This is a genomic window from Streptomyces sp. H39-S7, from assembly GCF_027158205.1.
GTDB lineage: Bacteria > Actinomycetota > Actinomycetes > Streptomycetales > Streptomycetaceae > Actinacidiphila.
Genome location: NZ_JAPVLU010000009.1, coordinates 133,907 through 151,965 on the forward strand (window position 1 = coordinate 133,907; position 18,059 = coordinate 151,965).

General features: G+C 71.4%; 18 protein-coding genes. 14 read left to right on the forward strand and 4 right to left on the reverse strand.

The window, feature by feature from the left end; translation table 11 throughout:
• The first annotated feature begins 94 nt into the window (after positions 1–94).
• The 7 genes from O3X23_RS11015 (at position 95) to O3X23_RS11045 (ending at position 7,336) form a co-directional block, all read left to right on the forward strand.
• Positions 95–1,771, forward strand: a complete 1,677-nt coding sequence (locus O3X23_RS11015; RefSeq protein ID WP_269271101.1) for a CocE/NonD family hydrolase — start codon at positions 95–97, stop codon at positions 1,769–1,771.
• Positions 1,772–1,882: 111 nt separating this feature from the next.
• A complete protein-coding gene (locus tag O3X23_RS11020; RefSeq protein ID WP_269271102.1) occupies positions 1,883–2,833 on the forward strand; it encodes an ABC transporter permease in 951 nt (316 codons plus the stop codon).
• The gene (locus O3X23_RS11025) at positions 2,830–3,699 is read left to right on the forward strand and encodes an ABC transporter permease (RefSeq protein ID WP_269271103.1); all 870 of its coding nucleotides are present in this window, start codon (positions 2,830–2,832) and stop codon (positions 3,697–3,699) included. The genes O3X23_RS11020 and O3X23_RS11025 overlap by 4 nt, the downstream gene beginning before the upstream one ends.
• Complete coding sequence (locus O3X23_RS11030; protein WP_269271104.1) at positions 3,696–4,688, forward strand: ABC transporter ATP-binding protein; 993 nt, start codon at positions 3,696–3,698, stop codon at positions 4,686–4,688. Before O3X23_RS11025 ends, O3X23_RS11030 begins: the two co-directional genes overlap by 4 nt.
• Entirely contained in the window at positions 4,681–5,469 is a 789-nt protein-coding gene (locus tag O3X23_RS11035) for an ABC transporter ATP-binding protein (RefSeq protein WP_269271105.1), read from the forward strand. Before O3X23_RS11030 ends, O3X23_RS11035 begins: the two co-directional genes overlap by 8 nt.
• 80 nt (positions 5,470–5,549) lie before the next feature.
• On the forward strand, positions 5,550–6,032 hold the full coding sequence (locus O3X23_RS11040; protein WP_269271106.1) for a hypothetical protein: 483 nt from the start codon (positions 5,550–5,552) through the stop codon (positions 6,030–6,032).
• Between the two features lie 98 nt (positions 6,033–6,130).
• A complete protein-coding gene (locus O3X23_RS11045; RefSeq protein WP_269271107.1) occupies positions 6,131–7,336 on the forward strand; it encodes a hypothetical protein in 1,206 nt (401 codons plus the stop codon).
• A 76-nt stretch (positions 7,337–7,412) separates the two neighbouring features.
• Here O3X23_RS11045 and O3X23_RS11050 read toward each other — a convergent pair whose 3' ends face one another.
• Entirely contained in the window at positions 7,413–8,849 is a 1,437-nt protein-coding gene (locus O3X23_RS11050) for an amidase (RefSeq protein ID WP_269271108.1), read from the reverse strand.
• 31 nt (positions 8,850–8,880) lie between these two features.
• Entirely contained in the window at positions 8,881–10,527 is a 1,647-nt protein-coding gene (locus O3X23_RS11055; RefSeq protein WP_269271109.1) for an ABC transporter substrate-binding protein, read from the reverse strand.
• A gap of 268 nt (positions 10,528–10,795) precedes the next feature.
• Between O3X23_RS11055 and O3X23_RS11060 the strand changes: the two genes are divergently transcribed.
• The gene (locus tag O3X23_RS11060; RefSeq protein ID WP_269271110.1) at positions 10,796–11,257 is read left to right on the forward strand and encodes a DUF3237 domain-containing protein; all 462 of its coding nucleotides are present in this window, start codon (positions 10,796–10,798) and stop codon (positions 11,255–11,257) included.
• Between the two features lie 68 nt (positions 11,258–11,325).
• Here O3X23_RS11060 and O3X23_RS11065 read toward each other — a convergent pair whose 3' ends face one another.
• Complete coding sequence (locus O3X23_RS11065) at positions 11,326–11,673, reverse strand: MarR family winged helix-turn-helix transcriptional regulator (protein WP_269271190.1); 348 nt, start codon at positions 11,671–11,673, stop codon at positions 11,326–11,328.
• Between the two features lie 267 nt (positions 11,674–11,940).
• On the opposite strand from O3X23_RS11065, the gene O3X23_RS11070 reads away from it, so the two are divergent.
• The 6 genes from O3X23_RS11070 (at position 11,941) to O3X23_RS11095 (ending at position 17,389) form a co-directional block, all read left to right on the forward strand.
• A complete protein-coding gene (locus O3X23_RS11070) occupies positions 11,941–12,852 on the forward strand; it encodes an SDR family oxidoreductase (protein ID WP_443047819.1) in 912 nt (303 codons plus the stop codon).
• Position 12,853: 1 nt separating this feature from the next.
• On the forward strand, positions 12,854–13,741 hold the full coding sequence (locus tag O3X23_RS11075) for an amidohydrolase family protein (RefSeq protein ID WP_269271111.1): 888 nt from the start codon (positions 12,854–12,856) through the stop codon (positions 13,739–13,741).
• Between the two features lie 11 nt (positions 13,742–13,752).
• Positions 13,753–15,297, forward strand: a complete 1,545-nt coding sequence (locus tag O3X23_RS11080) for an acyl-CoA synthetase (protein ID WP_269271112.1) — start codon at positions 13,753–13,755, stop codon at positions 15,295–15,297.
• Positions 15,298–15,339: 42 nt separating this feature from the next.
• On the forward strand, positions 15,340–15,798 hold the full coding sequence (locus tag O3X23_RS11085; protein WP_269271113.1) for a MaoC family dehydratase: 459 nt from the start codon (positions 15,340–15,342) through the stop codon (positions 15,796–15,798).
• A 122-nt stretch (positions 15,799–15,920) separates the two neighbouring features.
• The gene (locus O3X23_RS11090; RefSeq protein ID WP_269271114.1) at positions 15,921–16,478 is read left to right on the forward strand and encodes a quercetin 2,3-dioxygenase; all 558 of its coding nucleotides are present in this window, start codon (positions 15,921–15,923) and stop codon (positions 16,476–16,478) included.
• Between the two features lie 35 nt (positions 16,479–16,513).
• Complete coding sequence (locus tag O3X23_RS11095; RefSeq protein ID WP_269271115.1) at positions 16,514–17,389, forward strand: alpha/beta hydrolase; 876 nt, start codon at positions 16,514–16,516, stop codon at positions 17,387–17,389.
• On the opposite strand, the gene O3X23_RS11100 is transcribed toward O3X23_RS11095, so the two are convergent.
• Positions 17,383–17,826 carry a MarR family winged helix-turn-helix transcriptional regulator gene (locus O3X23_RS11100; RefSeq protein ID WP_269271116.1) on the reverse strand — a complete coding sequence of 148 codons (444 nt, stop codon included), beginning with the start codon at positions 17,824–17,826 and terminating at the stop codon, positions 17,383–17,385. The genes O3X23_RS11095 and O3X23_RS11100 overlap by 7 nt on opposite strands.
• Positions 17,827–18,059: the final 233 nt, after the last annotated feature.

An 18,059-nucleotide genomic window follows, 5' to 3' on the forward strand; every position in this document is an offset into this window, starting at 1 on the left:
ACCTAGCTCAGAGGGGGGGTTGACGCTGAACACATTCAGATGCAACGCTGTTATATCACGTTGTTTTCTTAAAGTTCTTCTTCCTGGAGGGCCCATGAGCCTTGCCGTTCAGCGTGTCACCTCCCAGCCCGCGCCCCCGCACGCGCGGCAGCACATGGTGCGTATGCGCGACGGGGTACTGCTGGCGACCGACGTGTACGGCGCCGGCGCCGCGACCGGCCCCGCGCCGACCGTGCTGGTGCGCCTGCCGTACGACAAGAACAGCCGGTACGTCTTCTTCGAGAAGATCGCCGAGCGGTTCACGGCGCGCGGATACGTCATGGTCGTCCAGGACGTTCGCGGCAAGTTCCGCTCGCAGGGCGTCACGCTCGGATGGACCGGCGAGGTCGACGACGGGTACGACACCATCGAGTGGGTCACCCGTCAGCCCTGGTCGGACGGGATCGTCGGCATGTTCGGCGACTCGTACTACGGCTTCACGCAGTGGTCGGCGGTCTCCAGTCAGCACCCCGCCCTGCGCGCCATCGTCCCCCGGGTGACCAGCACCAACAATGGCCCCGGTGTGGCCAGTTACGATCCCGGCTCCGGTCCGCAGCCGCTGTGGCTGGAAGGGGCCGACTACCAGGCACACGTCTGGGTGGACAACGACGGCTACGACTTCACCGCCGACCTCACCAAGCGCCCCCTGATCGCCGCCTACGAAGAGGCGTTCGCGGCCATCGGCAAACGCTCGGCCGGCTTCGACCTGGTCGTCGGCGACATCCCGCTGCCCGCCTACAACGGCCCTCACCCCTACGACGCCCGGCCGGTGCCCGTCCTGCACTGCGTGGGCTGGTTCGACAACCTCGGCATCGCCCACATGCGGGACTACACCGAGCTGGCCGGACGCCCCGGCTGGGCGGCCCTGCAGTACCTGGTCGCCGACGCGATCGACCACGAGAACTACTTCCTGGAGAACGCCCCGGTCTCCCCCGACGCGGACCACCTGCTCGACGACACCGCGTTGCAGCGCGTGCTCGACACCTACACCGAACCGGCGCTGGAGTTCTTCGACGTCTTCCTCAAGGGCACCGCCGCACCCGAGGCACTTTCCCGGGTGCGCTGGAAGCTCGGACACGTCGGCTGGCGCACGTCGACCGCCTGGCCTCCCCCGCAGGCGACGCGGACCGCCCTGCATCTGGCGGAACCGCGATCCGCCACGGGCCCGGTACCCGGCGGCCTCCTCGCCGAACACCCCGCCGCGGAAGCACAGTCCACGGCCTGGCGCTACGACCCCGACAACCTCGTGCCGTCCGCCGCGACCGACACCTTCCTGCAACTGCGTGACCATCGCGACGAGCGCCCCACCGCCGACCGGGACGACGTCCTCGTCTTCACCTCCGCGGTCCGCGACACCCCGCTCGACCTGGCGGGCCCCGTGCAAGCGGTCCTGCACGTCGAGAGCACCGCGCCCACCTTCGACGTCTTCGTCCGTCTCCTGGACCTGTCGCCCGACGGCGCGGCCCGGTTGATCGTGCGCGGCTGCGTCCAGGCCGACGCCCCCGGAGAAGCGCGGATCGACCTCGGTCACACCGGCTACCGGCTCCGTCCGGGCCACCGGCTCGCGCTGGTGATCGCCGGCAGCGACTTCCCGAACCACCTGCCCAACTCGGGCTCGCGGGAGAACCCGTGGCTGACGACCGCCCCCAAGGCGAGTCTGCAGACCCTGCGCACCGGATCCACCCACCCCTCACGCCTGCACCTGACCATCCTGCCCGACAGCGGCGAATAGCCCCCTTCCTGGAGGGCCCATGCTTCCTCTGCGCCCCGTTCCCACCGCGCCCGACACGGCCGCGCGCCGCCCGCTCCACGAGATCCGCCGCACCGGACACGGTGGTGCGCGATGACGCTCCACTTCGTCGCGACCCGGCTGGCCACCCTCGTCGTGACCGTCCTCGTCTCCAGCCTGGCCATCTACGGGGCGATGTTCCTCACCCCCGGCGACCCCGCCACCCTGCTGGTCGGCGGCAGCCGCCAACCCGACCCGCAGGTCCTGGCCGCAATCCACCGCGCGTACCACCTGGACGACCCGTTCCTCCAGGGGTACTGGCACTGGCTGAGCGGCTGCCTGCGCGGTGACTTCGGTACCTCCCTCGTCTACCGCGACACCGTCGCCGACCTGATCACCGCACGGGCCGGTGCCACCCTCGCGCTGGTCGGCTACGCGACCGTCCTGGTCCTCACGATCGGCACCGCCATCGGCACCCTCGCCGCCCTGCGCGGCGGACGCACGGAGACGCTGACCATCACGCTGACGGCGGGCGCCATGGCCGTCCCCACCTTCGTCATGTCGGTCCTGCTCATCTGGCTCTTCGCCGTCCAACTGCCCTGGTTCCCCGTCTACGGCGCGGGCGAGGGCCTCACCGGCACCCTCGCGCACCTGACCCTGCCCGCCGTCGCGCTGGCGATGACCTGGATCGGCTACGTCGCCCAGGTCACCAGGACCGCGGTCCGCGCGGAACTGCGCGCGGAGCATGTCGACACCGCCCGCAGTCGCGGTGTGCCGGAACGGATCGTGATCCGGCGGCACGTGCTGCACAACGCCTCCGGCCCCATCTTCGCCGTGTCCGGCGTCGGCATCGCGGGTCTCATCGCCACCGCGGCCGTCGCCGAGCAGGCCTTCGGCACCGGCGGGCTGGGAGCCCTCATGATCGAGGCGGCCTCCAAGCAGGACATGGCCGTGGTCCAGGCCGTGTCCCTGCTCTTCGTGGTCGTGTTCGTCGTCATCAACACCCTCGTCGACCTGGTCAGCGCCGCCCTCGACCCCCGCACCGCACAGAAGGGCGCCCGATGACCACCACCCTCTTCGCCCGAACCGCCCGCGCCCCCGGCACCGAACCGCGGCCCGGACGCCCGCGCGATCATGTGACGCTCGGCGCCGCGGGCATCGTCTCGCTGTTCTTCCTGCTGGCCGTCCTCGCGCCGCTGATCACCCCGCACGACCCCAACGCCGTCGACGCGCTGAGCGTCCACGCCGGTCCGTCCGCGACCCACCTCCTCGGGACGGACGACACCGGACGCGACCTCCTGTCCCGGCTGATCAGCGGTGCCCGCGCCAGCCTCGCGGCCCCTGCCGTGGTGGTCACGGTCTCCACCACGCTCGGCACCCTGCTCGCGCTGTGCGCGGCCTGGTTCGGCGGGTGGCTCGACCGGTGCGTCTCGAGCGCCCTCGACGTCGTGTTCGGCTTCCCGGGACTGATCATGGCCGTGCTGGCCGCCGCCGTCTTCGGCGCCGGCCTCACCGCGCCGATCGTGGCCCTGTCGATCGCGTACCTGCCGCTGATCACCAGGGTCGTACGATCAGCCGCGATCACCGAACGACGGCTGCCGTACATCTCCGCGCTGCAACTCCTCGGCGCCTCCACCACCCGCATCTGGCTCCGCCACCTGCTGCCCAACCTCCTGCCCCTGGTGCTCGTCCAGGCCACCATCGGCTTCGGATACGCCCTGCTCGACGTCGCCGCGATCTCCTTCCTCGGGCTGGGCAGCCAGCCGCCGGACCCCGAATGGGGACTGATGGTCTCCAACGGCGCCCCCTCGATCCTGGCCGGCCAACCGCAGGAGTCGCTCTACGCGAGCCTCGTCATCCTGATCGTCGTGGTCGCCTTCAACCTGCTGGGAACGGGACTTTCCCGACGTCCGCTCGGAGGGCCCGCATGACCGCACCACCCCTGCTCGAGATCAACGGGCTCAGGATCGATCTCCCCCTCGACGGAGCCGCGCGCACCGTCGTCCACCGCGCCGACGTGCACATCACCGAAGGAGCGGCCGTCGCCCTGGTGGGCGAGTCCGGATCGGGCAAGTCCCTGACGGCCCGCTCCGTCATGGGGCTCCTGCCGCCCGGCGCCCGCGTCCACGGGGACCTGCTCTTCGCCGGCGAATCCGTTCCGACGATGACACCGCAGCGCCTGCGCGCCTTCCGCGCGTCCGACGTCGCCATGGTCTTCCAGGACCCGCGGGCACACATCAATCCGGCCCGCAGCGTCGGCGACTTCCTCATCGAGGGGCTGACCACCGCACGCGGCGCACCGGCCGCCGAGGCCGTCACGAAGGTCACCGCGATCCTGCGGGAGGTCGGCATCGCCGACGCCGGCCGGCGGATGCGCCAGCGTCCGCACGAACTGTCCGGCGGGCTGCTGCAACGCGTGATGATCGCCGCGGCGCTGGCCGCCGAACCGCGGCTGCTGCTCGCCGACGAGCCGACCACCGCGCTCGACGTGACCACGCAGGAGGAGGTGATGGCCATCATCGGCGAGACCCGGGCGGCCCGCGGGCTCGCCCTGCTCTTCATCACCCACGACCTGGAACTGGCCGCCGCCGTGTGCGACCGGGTCGTGGTGATGTACGCGGGGTCGACCGTCGAGGAACTCCCCGCCGATCACCTGCGGGACAGCGCCGCCCACCCGTACACGCGCGCACTGCTCGCGTCCCGCCCGTCGCTCGGCAACGACACCGAACTGCGTTCCATCGCCGGCAGGCCGCTGTCCGGCTTCGAGGCTCCCGTGGGATGCGCCTTCGGCGACCGATGTCCCCGCGTACAGGATCTGTGCCGCGGTGACCGGCCGCGGCCGCGCCCCACCGGCGACGGCACGGCGGCGTGTCACTTCCCCCACACGCTCTCGTCCGAGGAGGTCGGCAGGCATGCTTGAAGTCAGCAATCTGCGCAAGGTGTTCGGTGACTTCGTCGCGGTGGACGACATCACCTTCTCACTGCGCGAGGGCGGATCACTCGCGATCGTGGGCGAGTCGGGATCCGGCAAGACCACCACCGCCCGCATGCTCGCCGGCGTCGAGACCCCCAGCGCGGGCCGCATCGTCGTCGCCGGCGACGAACGGCGGCCCGGACGCACCCGATCGCGGGAGCGGCGCACCCACGGCCGGCAGATCCAGCTGGTCTTCCAGGACCCGTACGCGTCGCTCGACCGGCGGCAGCGGGTGGCGGACGCGGTCGCCGAAGCGGTCCGGCTCCACCGCCCCCTGCCCCCGTCCGCCCTCCAGGCCCGGGTGAGCGAGCTGCTCGACATGGTCGGCCTGGACGACCGGCAGGCACGGTCACTGCCCAGAGCACTGTCGGGTGGCCAACGACAACGCGTCGCCATCGCCCGCGCGCTGGCCGCCGAGCCGCGGGTGCTGGTCCTCGACGAAGCGATCGCGGCGCTGGACGTGTCGATCCAGGCACAGATCCTCGCCCTGCTCGCCCACATCCGCGCGAGCCTCGGAACCGCGCTGCTGTTCATCACGCACGACCTCGGGGCGGTCCGCCACATCAGTGACGACGTGCTGGTGATGCGGGCCGGGCAGGTCGTCGAACACGGCCCCGTCGCCGCCGTCCTCAACGACCCGCAGGACCCCTACACCCAGCGCCTCGTCGCCTCCATCCCGAAACCCGGCTGGACCCCTCGCAGGCGGTCGCGCGAGGCGGCGGCCTGAGCTTCGGGGGCGGCCGTGGGCCTTGTGGGCTGTTCGGGCGTGCGGCATGATCGCGTGCATGATGGTCGACCGAAAGGCCCATGCCGCGTAGGCGGCCCGGCGCGTTGCGCGCCGAACATCCGGCCCCGCCCGTCTGGGGTCCGTGGACCGATCGAATTCCCGGGCTCTCCGAGCGCACCTGCGCCGAGATCCAGCGCGTGGAGCGCGAGCACGACGACTCCTGGCCCGGACTGTGGGACGGCCTGTGGGACGGGGCGGTGGAAGCCGCGCTCCGGAACTACCGGGCGTTCCTGCGACAGCCCGGCCGCTTCCTGGACCTGTGCTTCGCGGTCTCCCCCCACCCGGGGTCCTCGCTCGTCGACATGGCGAACGCCCGGGACATCCTGCGGGAAGCGCTGCATGCGCTGCCGCAGCCCTCCCGCGCGGAACTCGGGCGCGTGGTGGCGGGTCTGGACGCGGAGCTGCGCCGCCGGACCCTGCCCGACCCGCTCGCCCACCGGCGCCTGTGGTGGCACGGCGCGTGGTGGCACCGGCGCCTCTACGACGGTGAGTTCCGGTGGTGAGGGGCCACGGCCCACCGACGCAGGATGCAACATTGTCGCCCGGGTCGCGCGTCTTAAGGGGGACGGGGTATCGCACCCCGAGGCTGGGGGGATGCGACGTGGTTGTCGGCACAGGGGTACGGGCTCTGCTCATCGGCGCGGTGTCCGCGCTCGTCATCGGCGGGGGGTTGCCCGCGTCCGCCGTGGCGGCCCCCGCGTCCGACGCGGCCACGCCGCGCTGGAGCGCGGCAAAGCTGCCGGGCGGCGACACCGTCCTGACCGGTGCGATCAGACCCGACGCGCACACCACGTGGACGGCCGGCTTCCGGCTGGCCGACGAGGACGGCGTCATGTCGTTCCAGCCCGTCGTCTACACGCACGACGACCGGCGCGACGGGCCGTGGACCGAGATGCCGACCGCGCCCGGCGCGGCCGGCCGGGTCAACGCCCTGGCGGCGACCTCGGCCCGCGACGCGTGGCTGGTCGGTGACGCCGGCTTCGAGGGTGAGCCGGCGATGACGCAGCACTGGGACGGGCGTACGTGGCGGGTCAAGCCGGCGCCCATGCCGGCGAACTCGGTCAGCGGCGGGCTGTTGAGCGTCGACGCGGTCACACCGGACAACGTGTGGGCGGCGGGCTGGGCACAGGTAATCGACCGGCGGATCCCCGATCCGGACGGCGGTCCGTCCCAGATCATCGACCACCAGGAGGGCCTCATCGAGCATTGGGACGGGCACGCCTGGCACCGCGTCGCCCTGCCCGAGCAGTACGCGAACTGGGGGCTCAACGCAATCTCGGCGTCCGGCCCGAAGGACGTCTGGGCGGTCGGCAGCGGGTACGGCGATGACGACCGGCCTGTCGTTCTGCACTACGACGGGCGTTCCTGGACCGCGCTGCCGACTCCTCCCTACGGCGGCCTGTACGGCGAGTTCAACGATGTCGCCGCGAACGGGCCGCACGATGTGTGGGCGGTGGGACGCACCCTCCTGGACGAGAACGACCGTGGCCACGCGCTGATCATGCACTGGAACGGCCGGACGTGGACGCGCCTGGACGGGCCCCCCGACGCCGGCCCTCTGACGGGCCTGGCCACGACGCGCGACGGCATCGTCGCCGTCGGGAACACCGTCGACCGCGACAGCGGCTACGCGCTGCGGGTGGCCGGCACCCGAGTGACCTCACTGGGCTTCCCGCTGACGGCGGACGGAACGACGTACGCGCCGTGGAAGGTCTCCGCCGCCGGGCGCGAGGTGACGGTCAGCGGCGCGTTCAACTACGCCGGGCAGCGCCTCCCGCAACCCATGCTGCTGAGCGCGCGCCTCTGACGCGGACGTTCGTGCCCCCGGCGGTAGGGAAGCCGCCGGGGGTGCGAACGTCGGTACGGAGGGCGCGGACGGAGTGTCAGCCGGCCAGGGCCGGCCGCGTGCGCCGGGCCCTGGCTTCGATGTCGGTGGCCACATGGAGCAGGGTGTCCTCCCGGAAGCGTCCACCGATCAGCTGCACCCCGGAGGGGAGCCCGTCGCGGATGCCGGTGGGGACCGACATCGCCGGGAATCCGAGGACCGGTACGGCCTGCATGGGCCACTGGGCGGCCAGCAGTTCCCGCACCCGGGCGTCGCCGGCCAGGTCGGCGTCCTGCTCGAACGGCGGCTCCGCCGCCACCGGGGTCATCAGGATCCGGTCCGTGCCCAGATACTGCTGGAGGCGGGTGATGAGCGTGCCTCGCCGGGCGTAGCCCTTGATGTACGCGTCCAGGGTGGGCCGCTCGCCCCACGTCTCCGCGGCGGCGGCGAACGAGGAGGCGAGGGAGACGCGTACCGCGTCGTCACCGAAGCGTTCGATCTCCGGCATCATCGTGCGCAGCTCCTCGTAGAGCAGCAGCGACCACAGCCGGGCCGCCTCGCCGAGCAGCGGGAGTTCGACCTCCTCCACGTCGTGGCCCGTCTCGCTCAGCCACCGTGCCGCGTCGTCGAGGGCGGCGTTCACGGCGGGGTGGGGCTTGGCCAGGCCGACATCACGCACGAGGGCGACCTTGACGAGTCCGGGCCCGCCCAACGGCGGCCGCAGTGGGAGGCCGACCGGGTCGCGGAGGTCCGGGGTCACCATGGCGTGCAGCCCGAGCCGCACGTCGTTGACGGTCCAGCCGAGCGGGCCGTGGACGGCCATGGTCTGGAAGGACAGCGGGCTGTCGAACTCCTCGGCTCCGCGCGGTTCCGAGCCGGAGACCAGCCCCATCGTCGGGCGCAGGCCGACCGCGCCGCAGCAGTAGGCGGGGAAGCGGACGGAGCCGCCGATGTCGTTGCCCTGCGCGATTGGCACCATGCCGGCCGCGACCGCGGCGGCGGCGCCGCCGGACGATCCGCCGGGGGTGTGCGCGCCGTCCCACGGGTTGAGTGTCCTGCCGTGCAGGTCGTTGGCGGTGAACCACCGTACGGCGAAGGCCGGGCTGTTGCTGCGGCCCATGAGGTTGGCGCCCGCGTCGCGCAGCGCGGCCACGCACGCGGCGTCCTGCGGTGCGATGGCGCCGGCCCAGGCCGCGACGCCGTGCGAGCTGGCGTAGCCGCGCTGCGAGGTGTTGATTTTGGTAGCGACCGGGACGCCGTGCAGCGGCGGAAGGTCCTCGCCGGCGGCGACCGCCGCGTCCGCGGCCGCCGCCTGGGCGAGGGCTTCCTCGGGGCGGAGGTCCACCAGGGCGTTGAGCGCCGGGTTGGTCGCGTCGATTCGGGCGAGGAACGACTGGGCGACCTCGGTCGCGGAGAAGGACTTGTCGCGGATTCCCGCTGCCAGCTCAGCGGCGGAACGGTCCCACAGCGGCGAATCGCCCGGGGTGTCGGTCATCGTTGTCTCCTTCGAGGTGAAAGTGCGCACGTCACTTGCCGGTGCCGCCGAGCTGGGCGGCCCACGGCATGCCCATATAGGCGAAGGATGTGGGCGCGCCGCTGAGGCGCTTGTTCATGAACATCCGTTCGTGCGTGGTGGCGAGGTAGATCACCGGGGTGGTGGGGGTGAAGAGGGCTTGGGCCGCGGTGTAGGCCTTGGCCGACGCCGCGGGGTCGGAGGAAGTGCGGGCCTCGGTCAGCAGACGGGTCACCTCGGGGTTGTCGTACTTCGTCCAGTTGAAGATGCCGCCCGGGGTCACACTCTCCGCCACGTAGGACGCCGGGTCGGGCATGGCCACGTAGCCGAAGGTCAGGATCAGGTCGAGGCCCTTGCGGACGGACGGGTCGTAGAACAGCGACGACATCTCGATCGGCTGGAGTTGTCTGATCCGGATGTCGACACCCAGCTGCTTGGCGGCGGCCTGGATGAAGGTCAGCGCCTGCAGCCCCCTCTGGTCACCGGCGGGAATGGCTGCCACCAGCGGCCGGGGCACCGGCCCCGCCTCTGCCAGCAGCCGCTTGGCGCCCTCCGGATCCGGCTGGGGTACGGCCGGCAGGGCCGCGTAGGCCGCGTCGAACTGGTCGGCGGCCTGGTCGCCGCTCCAGGTGAGCGGTGGGACGAGTGACTTCAAAGTGGTGGCGTCGCCGCCGAACACGTTCTTGATCAGCGCGTCGCGGTCGATGACCTGCGACAGGGAGTCCAGGAGCCGGCGGTCGGCGGCCGGGGACTCGGCGTTGGCGGGGATCAGCAGGACGTTCTGCGTCGAGGGGCCGAGGTGGATCGCGCCGTTGCCGGCCTTGGACAATGCCGTGGCGCTGCTGGGCGGCAGCTCGTAGGTGCCGTCCACGTCACCGGAGAGCAGGGCGCTGGTCAGCGTGTTGCTGTTGGTGATGAACGTGAAGTCGACCTGCTTGGCCTTCGGCTTCAGTGCCGTGTCCCAGTAGGCGTCGTTGCGTTGCAGGGCGATGCTGGTGCCCGACTTCCATGAGCCCAGTTCGAACGGCCCCGTACACATGAGGCCGCCCTTGGCGGTGCCGTAGGCGGCGCCGGTCTTCTCGGTGTACGCCTTCTGGTTCACCGCGCCGAACGAGGTCGACAGCGCCTTGGGCAGTGTCTGGTCGTACGTGCTGGTCCGCAGCGTCACCTGGTGCGCTCCGGTGGCCTTGATCGACGTCACCTTGGCGAGGTAGTTGCCGTACAGCGCCTGGGTCTTCGGGTCCCGCTGCCGTTCCAGGCTGTAGATCACGTCCTGCGGCGTCATGGGTGAACCGTCCCAGAACGTCACGTCGGACCGCAGTTCCAGCACCAGGGTCCGGTCGTCGGTCCAGGTGACTTTGGACGCGAGTCCGGGGCTGAGGGAGAAGTCCGCGTTCATCCGCGTCAGCGTGTCGCAGAGGTTCGCTTCGACGGTCTGGGGCGAGTAGTCGCCCGTCCTGGCCGGGTCCAGGGTCGTGGGCTCCCCGTAGGGCAGGGCCCAGGTGACGCGGTCGACGCCGGCGGGGCCGGGCACCGTCGTGGTGGTGAGTCGGTCGGGCCTGCCCGCACCGCTGCCGTCTGTCGAGGCGGAGGTGCAGGCCGCGGTGGCCAGCAGACCCACGCTCATGAGCACCGTCAGCACCGGTCTCTTCGCAGCCATGGCTGATGCTCCTTGCCGAGGGGGAGGAAGGGAGGAACGCTCGCGATCGGGACGCGGGACATGCCGGCGCGCCGTGATAAACGAACGTCATATAACACTGTTGCATGTCACGCTCGCATCTGATGAGCTAACGAGTCAAGGCCCCGGCGCATCCATCTCACGAGGCCTCACCGCACCCCTTCGGGGCTCGAGCGCGGCCAGGCCCCGGCCTGTCACCAGCGACGACACCGGGCACCGAGCCCCCCCCCTCACCCAAAGGAGCACGACCGTGCCTCTCACTCCCGCACTCACCTTCGCGTTCGAGATCCGCGCCCATGTCGCCCAGACGCTGCACATCGGACACGGGGACGGAGAAGTCACCGAGTTCACCCCCATCACCGGAGGCAGCGTGGACGGCCCCCTGCTCCGCGGGAAGGTGCTCGCGGGCGGTGGCGACTGGAGCAGCACGCGCGGCAAGGTCTGCGAACTCGACGCCCGCTACCTCATCCAGGCCGAGGACGGCGCGGTGATCGACATCGCGAACCGCGGCTACTACCGGCCGGAGGCGGACAGCCCGGACCAGTACGACGGAGACCTGCAGGTCTCCGAAGCCGGCCACTACTACCGCACGTCCCCGGTCTTCAGGACGGACGCGCCGGCGCACCGGTGGCTGACCGGGACGGTCTTCGTCGGGCTGGCGCGCCCCGACGGCGACGACGTGGTCGTCATCCGCGTGTACGCACTGGGGTAGCGGCGGAGCGCCGGTGATCGGCCGTACCGATCACCGGCGGCCGCGCGGGCCGGCGTGCGCGGCCCGCGTCAGGACAGCGCGCGCCACGCACGGTTCAGGGCGTCGCGAAAACGCTCGGCCTCCTCCGCGTCGAGTTCCCCGACCATGCGCTCCTCGAGCTTCCTGGCCGGCTCGGCGTACTCGGCCAGCAGGGCGCGCCCCGCGCCGGTGAGCAGGATGAGCCGCTCCCGGCGGTTGCCGGGGTTGAGTTCGCGACGGATCAGAGCGCGGGTCTCCAGCGCGCGCACCATGTCGGACATCGACTGGGCCGTCACGAAGGAGTCCCGGGCGAGCTGCGCGGCGGACACCCCGTTGTGCCGCTCCAGCACCGTCAGGGCCGTGTACTGCAGCGCCGTGATGCCGGCGGGCTTGAGCATTTCCTCGAGGCGCGCCCGGACAACAAGTTCGGTGCGCTTGACCAGATAGAGCAGCGAAGGGCTCACGTTCGCCCTCCGGAGGTCGTCGTCCGCGCTGGTTGGGCCATGTCGTTCCTCCACTGGATCTCACCGCCACCGGTGAGGGCCCACCTTAGGCCATTGACAGGAAACCTGTTGATCGAGAACACTGCCGTTCATCAGGATTCCTGTCGATCAACCCTGGGGGCCGACGCGGTCGGCACCCGCCCCACACGAGAGGTGCGAGGAATGGATCTGCACGGGAAAGTCGCCGTCGTCACCGGCAGCGGACGCGGGCTGGGCCTGGGCTACGCCCGGGCGCTGGCCGCCGCCGGAGCCTGCGTCGTCGTCAACGACGTCGACGCGGATGTGGTCGGCGCCGCCGTCGCCGCCATCACGTCCGACGGGGGCAGGGCGGCCGGAGTCGTGGCCGCGGTGGGCGACAGCGAGGCCGCCGAGCGGCTGGTCGACACGGCGGTGCAGGAGTTCGGCCGGCTGGACGTACTCGTCACCAACGCGGGCATCCTGCGCGACCGGGTGCTGTGGAAGATGACGGACGACGACTTCGACGCCGTCGTCAAGGTCCATCTGCGCGGCACCTTCGCCTGCGCCCGGGCAGCGGCGGTACGCATGCGCGAGCAGGGAACCGGCGGCCGCCTCGTCCTGATCTCCTCGCCCGCCGGGCAGCGCGGCAACTTCGGTCAGACGAACTACGCCGCCGCCAAGGCGGGCATCGTCGCGATGGCACGGACCTGGGCGATGGAACTGGCCAGGGCCGGCATCACCGTCAACGCCGTCGTCCCCGTCGCGGCCACCGAGATGACCAGGACCATTCCGGCCTTCGCCCCGGTCATCGCAGAGTCCGAGCGCACCGGAGAGCCGCTGCCGGACTGGCTGCGCAAGGACGAGGGCCTGGGCACCGTCGAGGACGTCGCCGGGCTGATCACCTTCCTGGCCTCGGACGCCTCCGGCGACATCACCGGCCAGGCCATCGGCATCGGTGGTGACCGGCTGGCCCTGTGGGCGCACCCCCGGGAGAAGGCGGTCGCCTTCGCCGACGGCGGCTGGAGCGCGGACGCGATCGCCGCCGCGTGGCACGGCGGCGTCGGCGCCGAGCCGGAGACGTACGGCATCCCCGCTCCCCAGGCACCGGGAGCCTGAGATGAGCGACCTCAAGCTCGACCTCGACCGACTGACCGCCATCGACATGCACACCCACGCCGAGGTCTCCAAGGACGGACACGGCGCGCTGAGCCCCGAACTGTTCGGCGCCTCCGCCGACTACTTCAAGGCCCACGGGCACCGGCAGCCCACCATCGACGAGATGGCCGACCACTACCGCGAGCGCCACATGGCCGCGGTCGTGTTCACCGTGGACGCCGAACACGCCACCGGGCACCCGCGGATCGCCAACGAGGAGATCGCCGAGAGCTGTGCCGCGCACGCCGATGTCCTCATCCCGTTCGCCAGCATCGACCCGCACAAGGGCCGGGCCGGAGTGCGCGAGGCGCGGCGCCTGGTGGAGGAGCACGGGGTGCGGGGCTTCAAGTTCCACCCCAGCATCCAGGCCTTCGCCCCCAACGATCCGCCGGCCTATCCGCTGTACGAGGCCATCGAGGAACTCGGCGTACCGGCGCTGTTCCACACCGGCCAGACCGGCATCGGCGCGGGTGTCCCGGGCGGTGGCGGGATACGGCTCAAGTACTCCAACCCCATGATGATCGACGACGTCGCCGTGGACTTCCCCCACCTGCGGATCATCCTGGCCCATCCGTCCTTCCCCTGGCAGGACGAGGCGCTGGCGGTCGCCACGCACAAGCCGCACGTCTACATCGACCTGTCCGGCTGGTCACCGAAGTACTTCCCGCCGCAACTGGTGCGGTACGCCAACACCCTGCTCAAGGACAAGGTCCTCTTCGGCTCCGACTACCCCGTCATCACACCCGACCGGTGGCTCGCCGACTTCGAGAAGCTCGACATCAGGCCCGAGGTGCGGCCGAAGATCCTCAAGGAGAACGCCGCCCGCCTGCTCGGTCTGCTCAAGGACTGAAGGAGCCTCTCGTGTTGAACCAAGGCATCGGCTCCTGGCCGGCGCGCCGGGCCCGGAAGACGCCCGACCGGATCGCCCTCGTCCACGAGGGCCGCACGTTGACCTACCGGCAGTTGCACGAACGGGTTCTGCGTCTCGCCCACGCCCTGCGCGCCCTGGGCACGGGCCGCGGTGACCGGGTCGCCTACCTGGGCGTCAACCATCCGGCCTTCGTGGAGACGCTGTTCGCCGCCGGAGCGCTCGGCGCCGTCTTCGTGCCGCTCAACACCCGCCTGACGGCGCCGGAGCTGGCCTACAACCTCGCCGACTCGGGCAGCACCGTACTCGTCCACGCTCCGGAACAGGCCGAGGTCTCGGCAGCGGCCGCGGCGGAGTCCGCGGTACGCCACCGCATCGCCCTCGACGGAGCCGGGCCCGGGGTCCTGGGCTACGAGGACCTGCTGGCCGGCGGCGGGACCGGGGCGCTGGACGTGAGCACCGTCCCCGACGACCCCTGCATGATCATGTACACCTCCGGGACCACGGGCCGGCCCAAGGGCGCAGTCCTGTCCCACGCCAACATCATCTGGAACAGCGTCAACGTCCTCGTCGACACCGATCTGGCCGCGGACGAGGTGACCCTGGCCGTCGCCCCGCTCTTCCACACCGCCGGCCTCAACATGACGTGCCTGCCCACCCTCCTCAAGGGCGGACGGGTGCTGCTGCTCGGCGCGTTCGACCCCGACCGGGTGCTGCGGCTCATCGCGAGCGAGCGCGTGACCTACATGTTCGGCGTTCCCACGATGTACGACGCCATGGCCGCCGGCCCGCGCTGGGCGGACACCGACCTGTCCAGTCTGCGCAGCCTCAACTGCGGCGGCGCGCCGGTCCCGGCCCGCACCATCGCCACGTACCTGGAACGCGGACTGGCCTTCAGCCAGGGCTACGGCATGACCGAGGCGTCCCCCGGAATCCTCTACCTGGACCGGGAGCAGACCTCGGCCAAGGCCGGCTCCGCGGGCGTTCCGCACTTCTTCACCGACACCCGCGTGGTGCTGCCCGACGGTCACGACGCCCCACCGGGCCGACGCGGCGAGATCCTCGTGCACGGCCCGAACGTCATGACGGGCTACTGGGGCCGACCGGACGACACCGCGGCGGCCGTCACCAACGACGGCTGGCTGCGCACCGGTGACATCGCCCGGACGGACGAGGACGGCTACGCCTACATCGTCGACCGGGTCAAGGACATGTACATCTCGGGCGGCGAGAACGTCTACCCCGCCGAGATCGAGGACGCCCTCCTCGGACACCCCGCCGTCGCCGAATGCGCGGTCATCGGGGTGCCCGACCCGGCCTGGGGCGAAGTCGGCCGCGCCGTCGTCGTCCTGCACCCCTCGGCCCGCGCCGAGGAGCACGACCTCCTCGACCACCTGCGGGACCGACTCGCCAAGTACAAGATCCCCAAGTCCGTGGTGTTCCTGGGCGCCCTGCCCCGCACCGCCTCCGGAAAGATCATCAAACCCGCCCTGCGCGACTCCTGCGCGGGCCGTTCCGCCGACCACCCGACCTCGTGATCACGCGCCCTTCACCCGCGTTCGCCATCGAAAGGATCTCCCATGCGCACCACTGCCAACGGCCTCGACGAGCTCAAGGCCCTCAGCGGAGCCGACCTCGGCCGCACCGACTGGCGTCGGATCACCCAGGAGCGGGTGAACACCTTCGCCGATGCCACCGACGACCACCAGTGGATCCACACCGATCCGGAGAAGGCCAAGGACGGCCCCTTCGGCGGCCCCATCGCCCACGGCTACCTGACCCTTGCCCTCATCATCCCGCTCTTCAACGAGCTGCTGGACATCACCGGCGTCTCCATGAGCGTCAACTACGGCCTGGACAAGGTGCGTTTCCCCAGCCCGGTCCCGGTCGGCGCCGACATCCGCCTGCACGGCGCGGTCGGCGCCGTGCAGGACGTCAGGGGCAACGGCGTCCAGATGCCGTTGACCTTCACCGTGGAGGTCGAGGGCAGCGACAAGCCGGCCTGCGTCGCCCAGGCCGTCTACCGCCACTACGCGTGAGGTTGCGCGGGACCGGGTCGTCCCGGTCCCCGCCTCCGTGCCCGCGCTCGCTCTTGATTACCGGCCTTTCCCTATGTCAGGCTACCTGACGTTCGGTGCGCAGGTTGATCCAGGGAGACCGCATGACCATCGAGTACGCCACCCGCTACCGCACGGCCTCACGCATTCCCGCGGAACCCGGGAAGCCCTACTTCATCGAGAAGGGCGAAGGGGACCGCGCCCACCTGTTCGGTGACCTGATCACCATCTACGCGGGCGGCGAGCAGACGGAGAACATGTTCAACTTCTTCACCGTCGAGGGCCCCAGGGGCGAGCTGATACCGGCACACATGCATCCCGAAACCCACGAGGTCTTCTACATCACCCAAGGCGCGGTCCGGCTGTTCGTCGAGGACACCGAAGGAAACCAGCAGGAGAAGCTGCTGACGCCCGGCGACTTCGGCTTCGTACCCAAGAACTGCCCGCACGCCTACCGCATGGAGCGCCACCACAGTCAGGTCGTCGGCGTCGCCGCCGGCCCCGGCGGCACCTTCGAGCGGTTCTTCGAAAACCTCGGCGCCCCCGCGGAGCGCCTCGGCCTGCCGACCGAGCCCGTCGTCCCGGCACCCCACAAGTTCGGCTGCGTCCCCCAGCAGTACGACGTGCGCTTCCTTCCCGACCACCAGTGGCGCGCCCGATGACGGCCACCGGCGCGACGGGGCCTTCGAACCGGCAAGTGATCGCCGCACCCCATCCCGACCACGCCCCGCTGCCGCCCGCGAGCGAGCCGGGCGTACGCGAACTGCGGGGTGTGCCGTACCGCGAGGTCGCGGGCGGCCGGCCACTGGAACTCGACCTGTGGTTGCCCGAGGGCCGGCCCGCGGGACGTCGTCCGCTCGTGCTGTTCGTGCACGGCGGCGCCTGGCGCCGAGGTCGACGCGACGACATGGGCCTGCGCACGCGCGACTGGTCTCCCCGGCCGTTCGCACGGCTCGCGGCCGCGGGCTTCGTGGTCGCCTGCGCCGACTACCGCCTCAGCGGCGAGGCCGTTTTCCCGGCCCCGCTCGACGATCTGCGTGCCGCACTGCGGTGGCTCACCCTGCGCGCCGCGGACCTGGGCGTCGACACCGGGCGGACGGTGGTGTGGGGAGAGTCCGCCGGCGGCCACCTCGCCTCGCTCCTCGCGCTGACCCCCACCGACCCCGCACCGGTCGGCGCCGTGATCTGGTATGCCCCGAGCGACCTGACCACCGCACGGGGCGCCTTCGCGCCCGAGGACGCCGCCACCCCCGAGGCGCTGCTGCTCGGCGCCGCCCCGGCCGCCGCCCCGGAGCGCGCCCGCGCGGCCAGCCCTCTCGCCCAGGTCCGCCCCGGCGCGCCGCCGTTCCTTCTCGTCCACGGCGAAGCGGACAGCATGGTGGCCCGCTCCCACAGCGAATCCCTCGCGCAGGCCCTGGAGACGGCCGGCTCCCCGGTCGAGTTGTGGACGGTACCGGGCGCCGACCACGGGTGGCACGGGCTCCCCGATGCCCAGGTGGAGGAGATCTTCACGCGCTCCCTCGCCTTCGCCCGCGGCCTCGTGGCGGACGGCAGGCCCGCGGCGCGTCAGTGAGCGTCGACGAGGGGCGGCTCGCCCCATGGCGCGGTGAGGGCCGCGCGAAGCGCGGTGGCGTCGGTACTGCCGATGCGCTCGGTGAGAACCGTTTCGATGACGGAGATGGCGGCGAGGGCGCGCTGGTGGACGCGGGTGCCCTCGGCGGTGGTACGGATCAGGCTGCTGCGGCCCGAGGCGGGGTCGGGCACCTGCTCCAGCAGCCCCATGCCGATCAGGCTGTGCACGGCCTGGTGGGCGGTCTGCCGGGTGACACCGATCCTGCGGGCCAGTTCGGAGATGGAGGTGCCTTCGTCGTCGAGGGTGGCGAAGACGCCGGCCTGGGCGGCGGTCACCGGGCGCTCACCCGCGGCCTGCATGCTGGCGAGCAGCGCGTCCTCGAACCAGCGCTTGGCCTGGGCGAGCAGCTGGGGCAGGTTGCGTGCGGGCTCGCTCATGGCTCCTCTGACGGCGGGGGACCCCGAGCATAGCCACCGGTGGCGCAGGGGCGACAAACCTCATCCCGCGCGGGACGACTGAATCCCCTTGCCCTGGGAAGGGGGGAATGACGGCGGCCGGGGGGCCGTCTCCCGGCGCCTGCGATCGGCGTGTGCGGTTCTGAATATGTCGTACGCTGCGCGGAAGACACTGTTGCTGTCAAGAAACTGTTGTTATGAGGAAAGGGTCCATC

Coding starts and splice junctions, on each gene's coding strand:
- O3X23_RS11050 (WP_269271108.1), bottom strand. CDS start 8,849: ATGACCGACACCCCGGGCGATTCGCCGCTGTGGGACCGTTCCGCCGCT.
- O3X23_RS11015 (WP_269271101.1), top strand. CDS start 95: ATGAGCCTTGCCGTTCAGCGTGTCACCTCCCAGCCCGCGCCCCCGCAC.
- O3X23_RS11085 (WP_269271113.1), top strand. CDS start 15,340: ATGCGCACCACTGCCAACGGCCTCGACGAGCTCAAGGCCCTCAGCGGA.
- O3X23_RS11090 (WP_269271114.1), top strand. CDS start 15,921: ATGACCATCGAGTACGCCACCCGCTACCGCACGGCCTCACGCATTCCC.
- O3X23_RS11040 (WP_269271106.1), top strand. CDS start 5,550: ATGCCGCGTAGGCGGCCCGGCGCGTTGCGCGCCGAACATCCGGCCCCG.
- O3X23_RS11025 (WP_269271103.1), top strand. CDS start 2,830: ATGACCACCACCCTCTTCGCCCGAACCGCCCGCGCCCCCGGCACCGAA.
- O3X23_RS11055 (WP_269271109.1), bottom strand. CDS start 10,527: ATGGCTGCGAAGAGACCGGTGCTGACGGTGCTCATGAGCGTGGGTCTG.
- O3X23_RS11070 (WP_443047819.1), top strand. CDS start 11,941: ATGGATCTGCACGGGAAAGTCGCCGTCGTCACCGGCAGCGGACGCGGG.
- O3X23_RS11075 (WP_269271111.1), top strand. CDS start 12,854: ATGAGCGACCTCAAGCTCGACCTCGACCGACTGACCGCCATCGACATG.
- O3X23_RS11035 (WP_269271105.1), top strand. CDS start 4,681: ATGCTTGAAGTCAGCAATCTGCGCAAGGTGTTCGGTGACTTCGTCGCG.
- O3X23_RS11065 (WP_269271190.1), bottom strand. CDS start 11,673: ATGCTCAAGCCCGCCGGCATCACGGCGCTGCAGTACACGGCCCTGACG.
- O3X23_RS11020 (WP_269271102.1), top strand. CDS start 1,883: ATGACGCTCCACTTCGTCGCGACCCGGCTGGCCACCCTCGTCGTGACC.
- O3X23_RS11030 (WP_269271104.1), top strand. CDS start 3,696: ATGACCGCACCACCCCTGCTCGAGATCAACGGGCTCAGGATCGATCTC.
- O3X23_RS11100 (WP_269271116.1), bottom strand. CDS start 17,826: ATGAGCGAGCCCGCACGCAACCTGCCCCAGCTGCTCGCCCAGGCCAAG.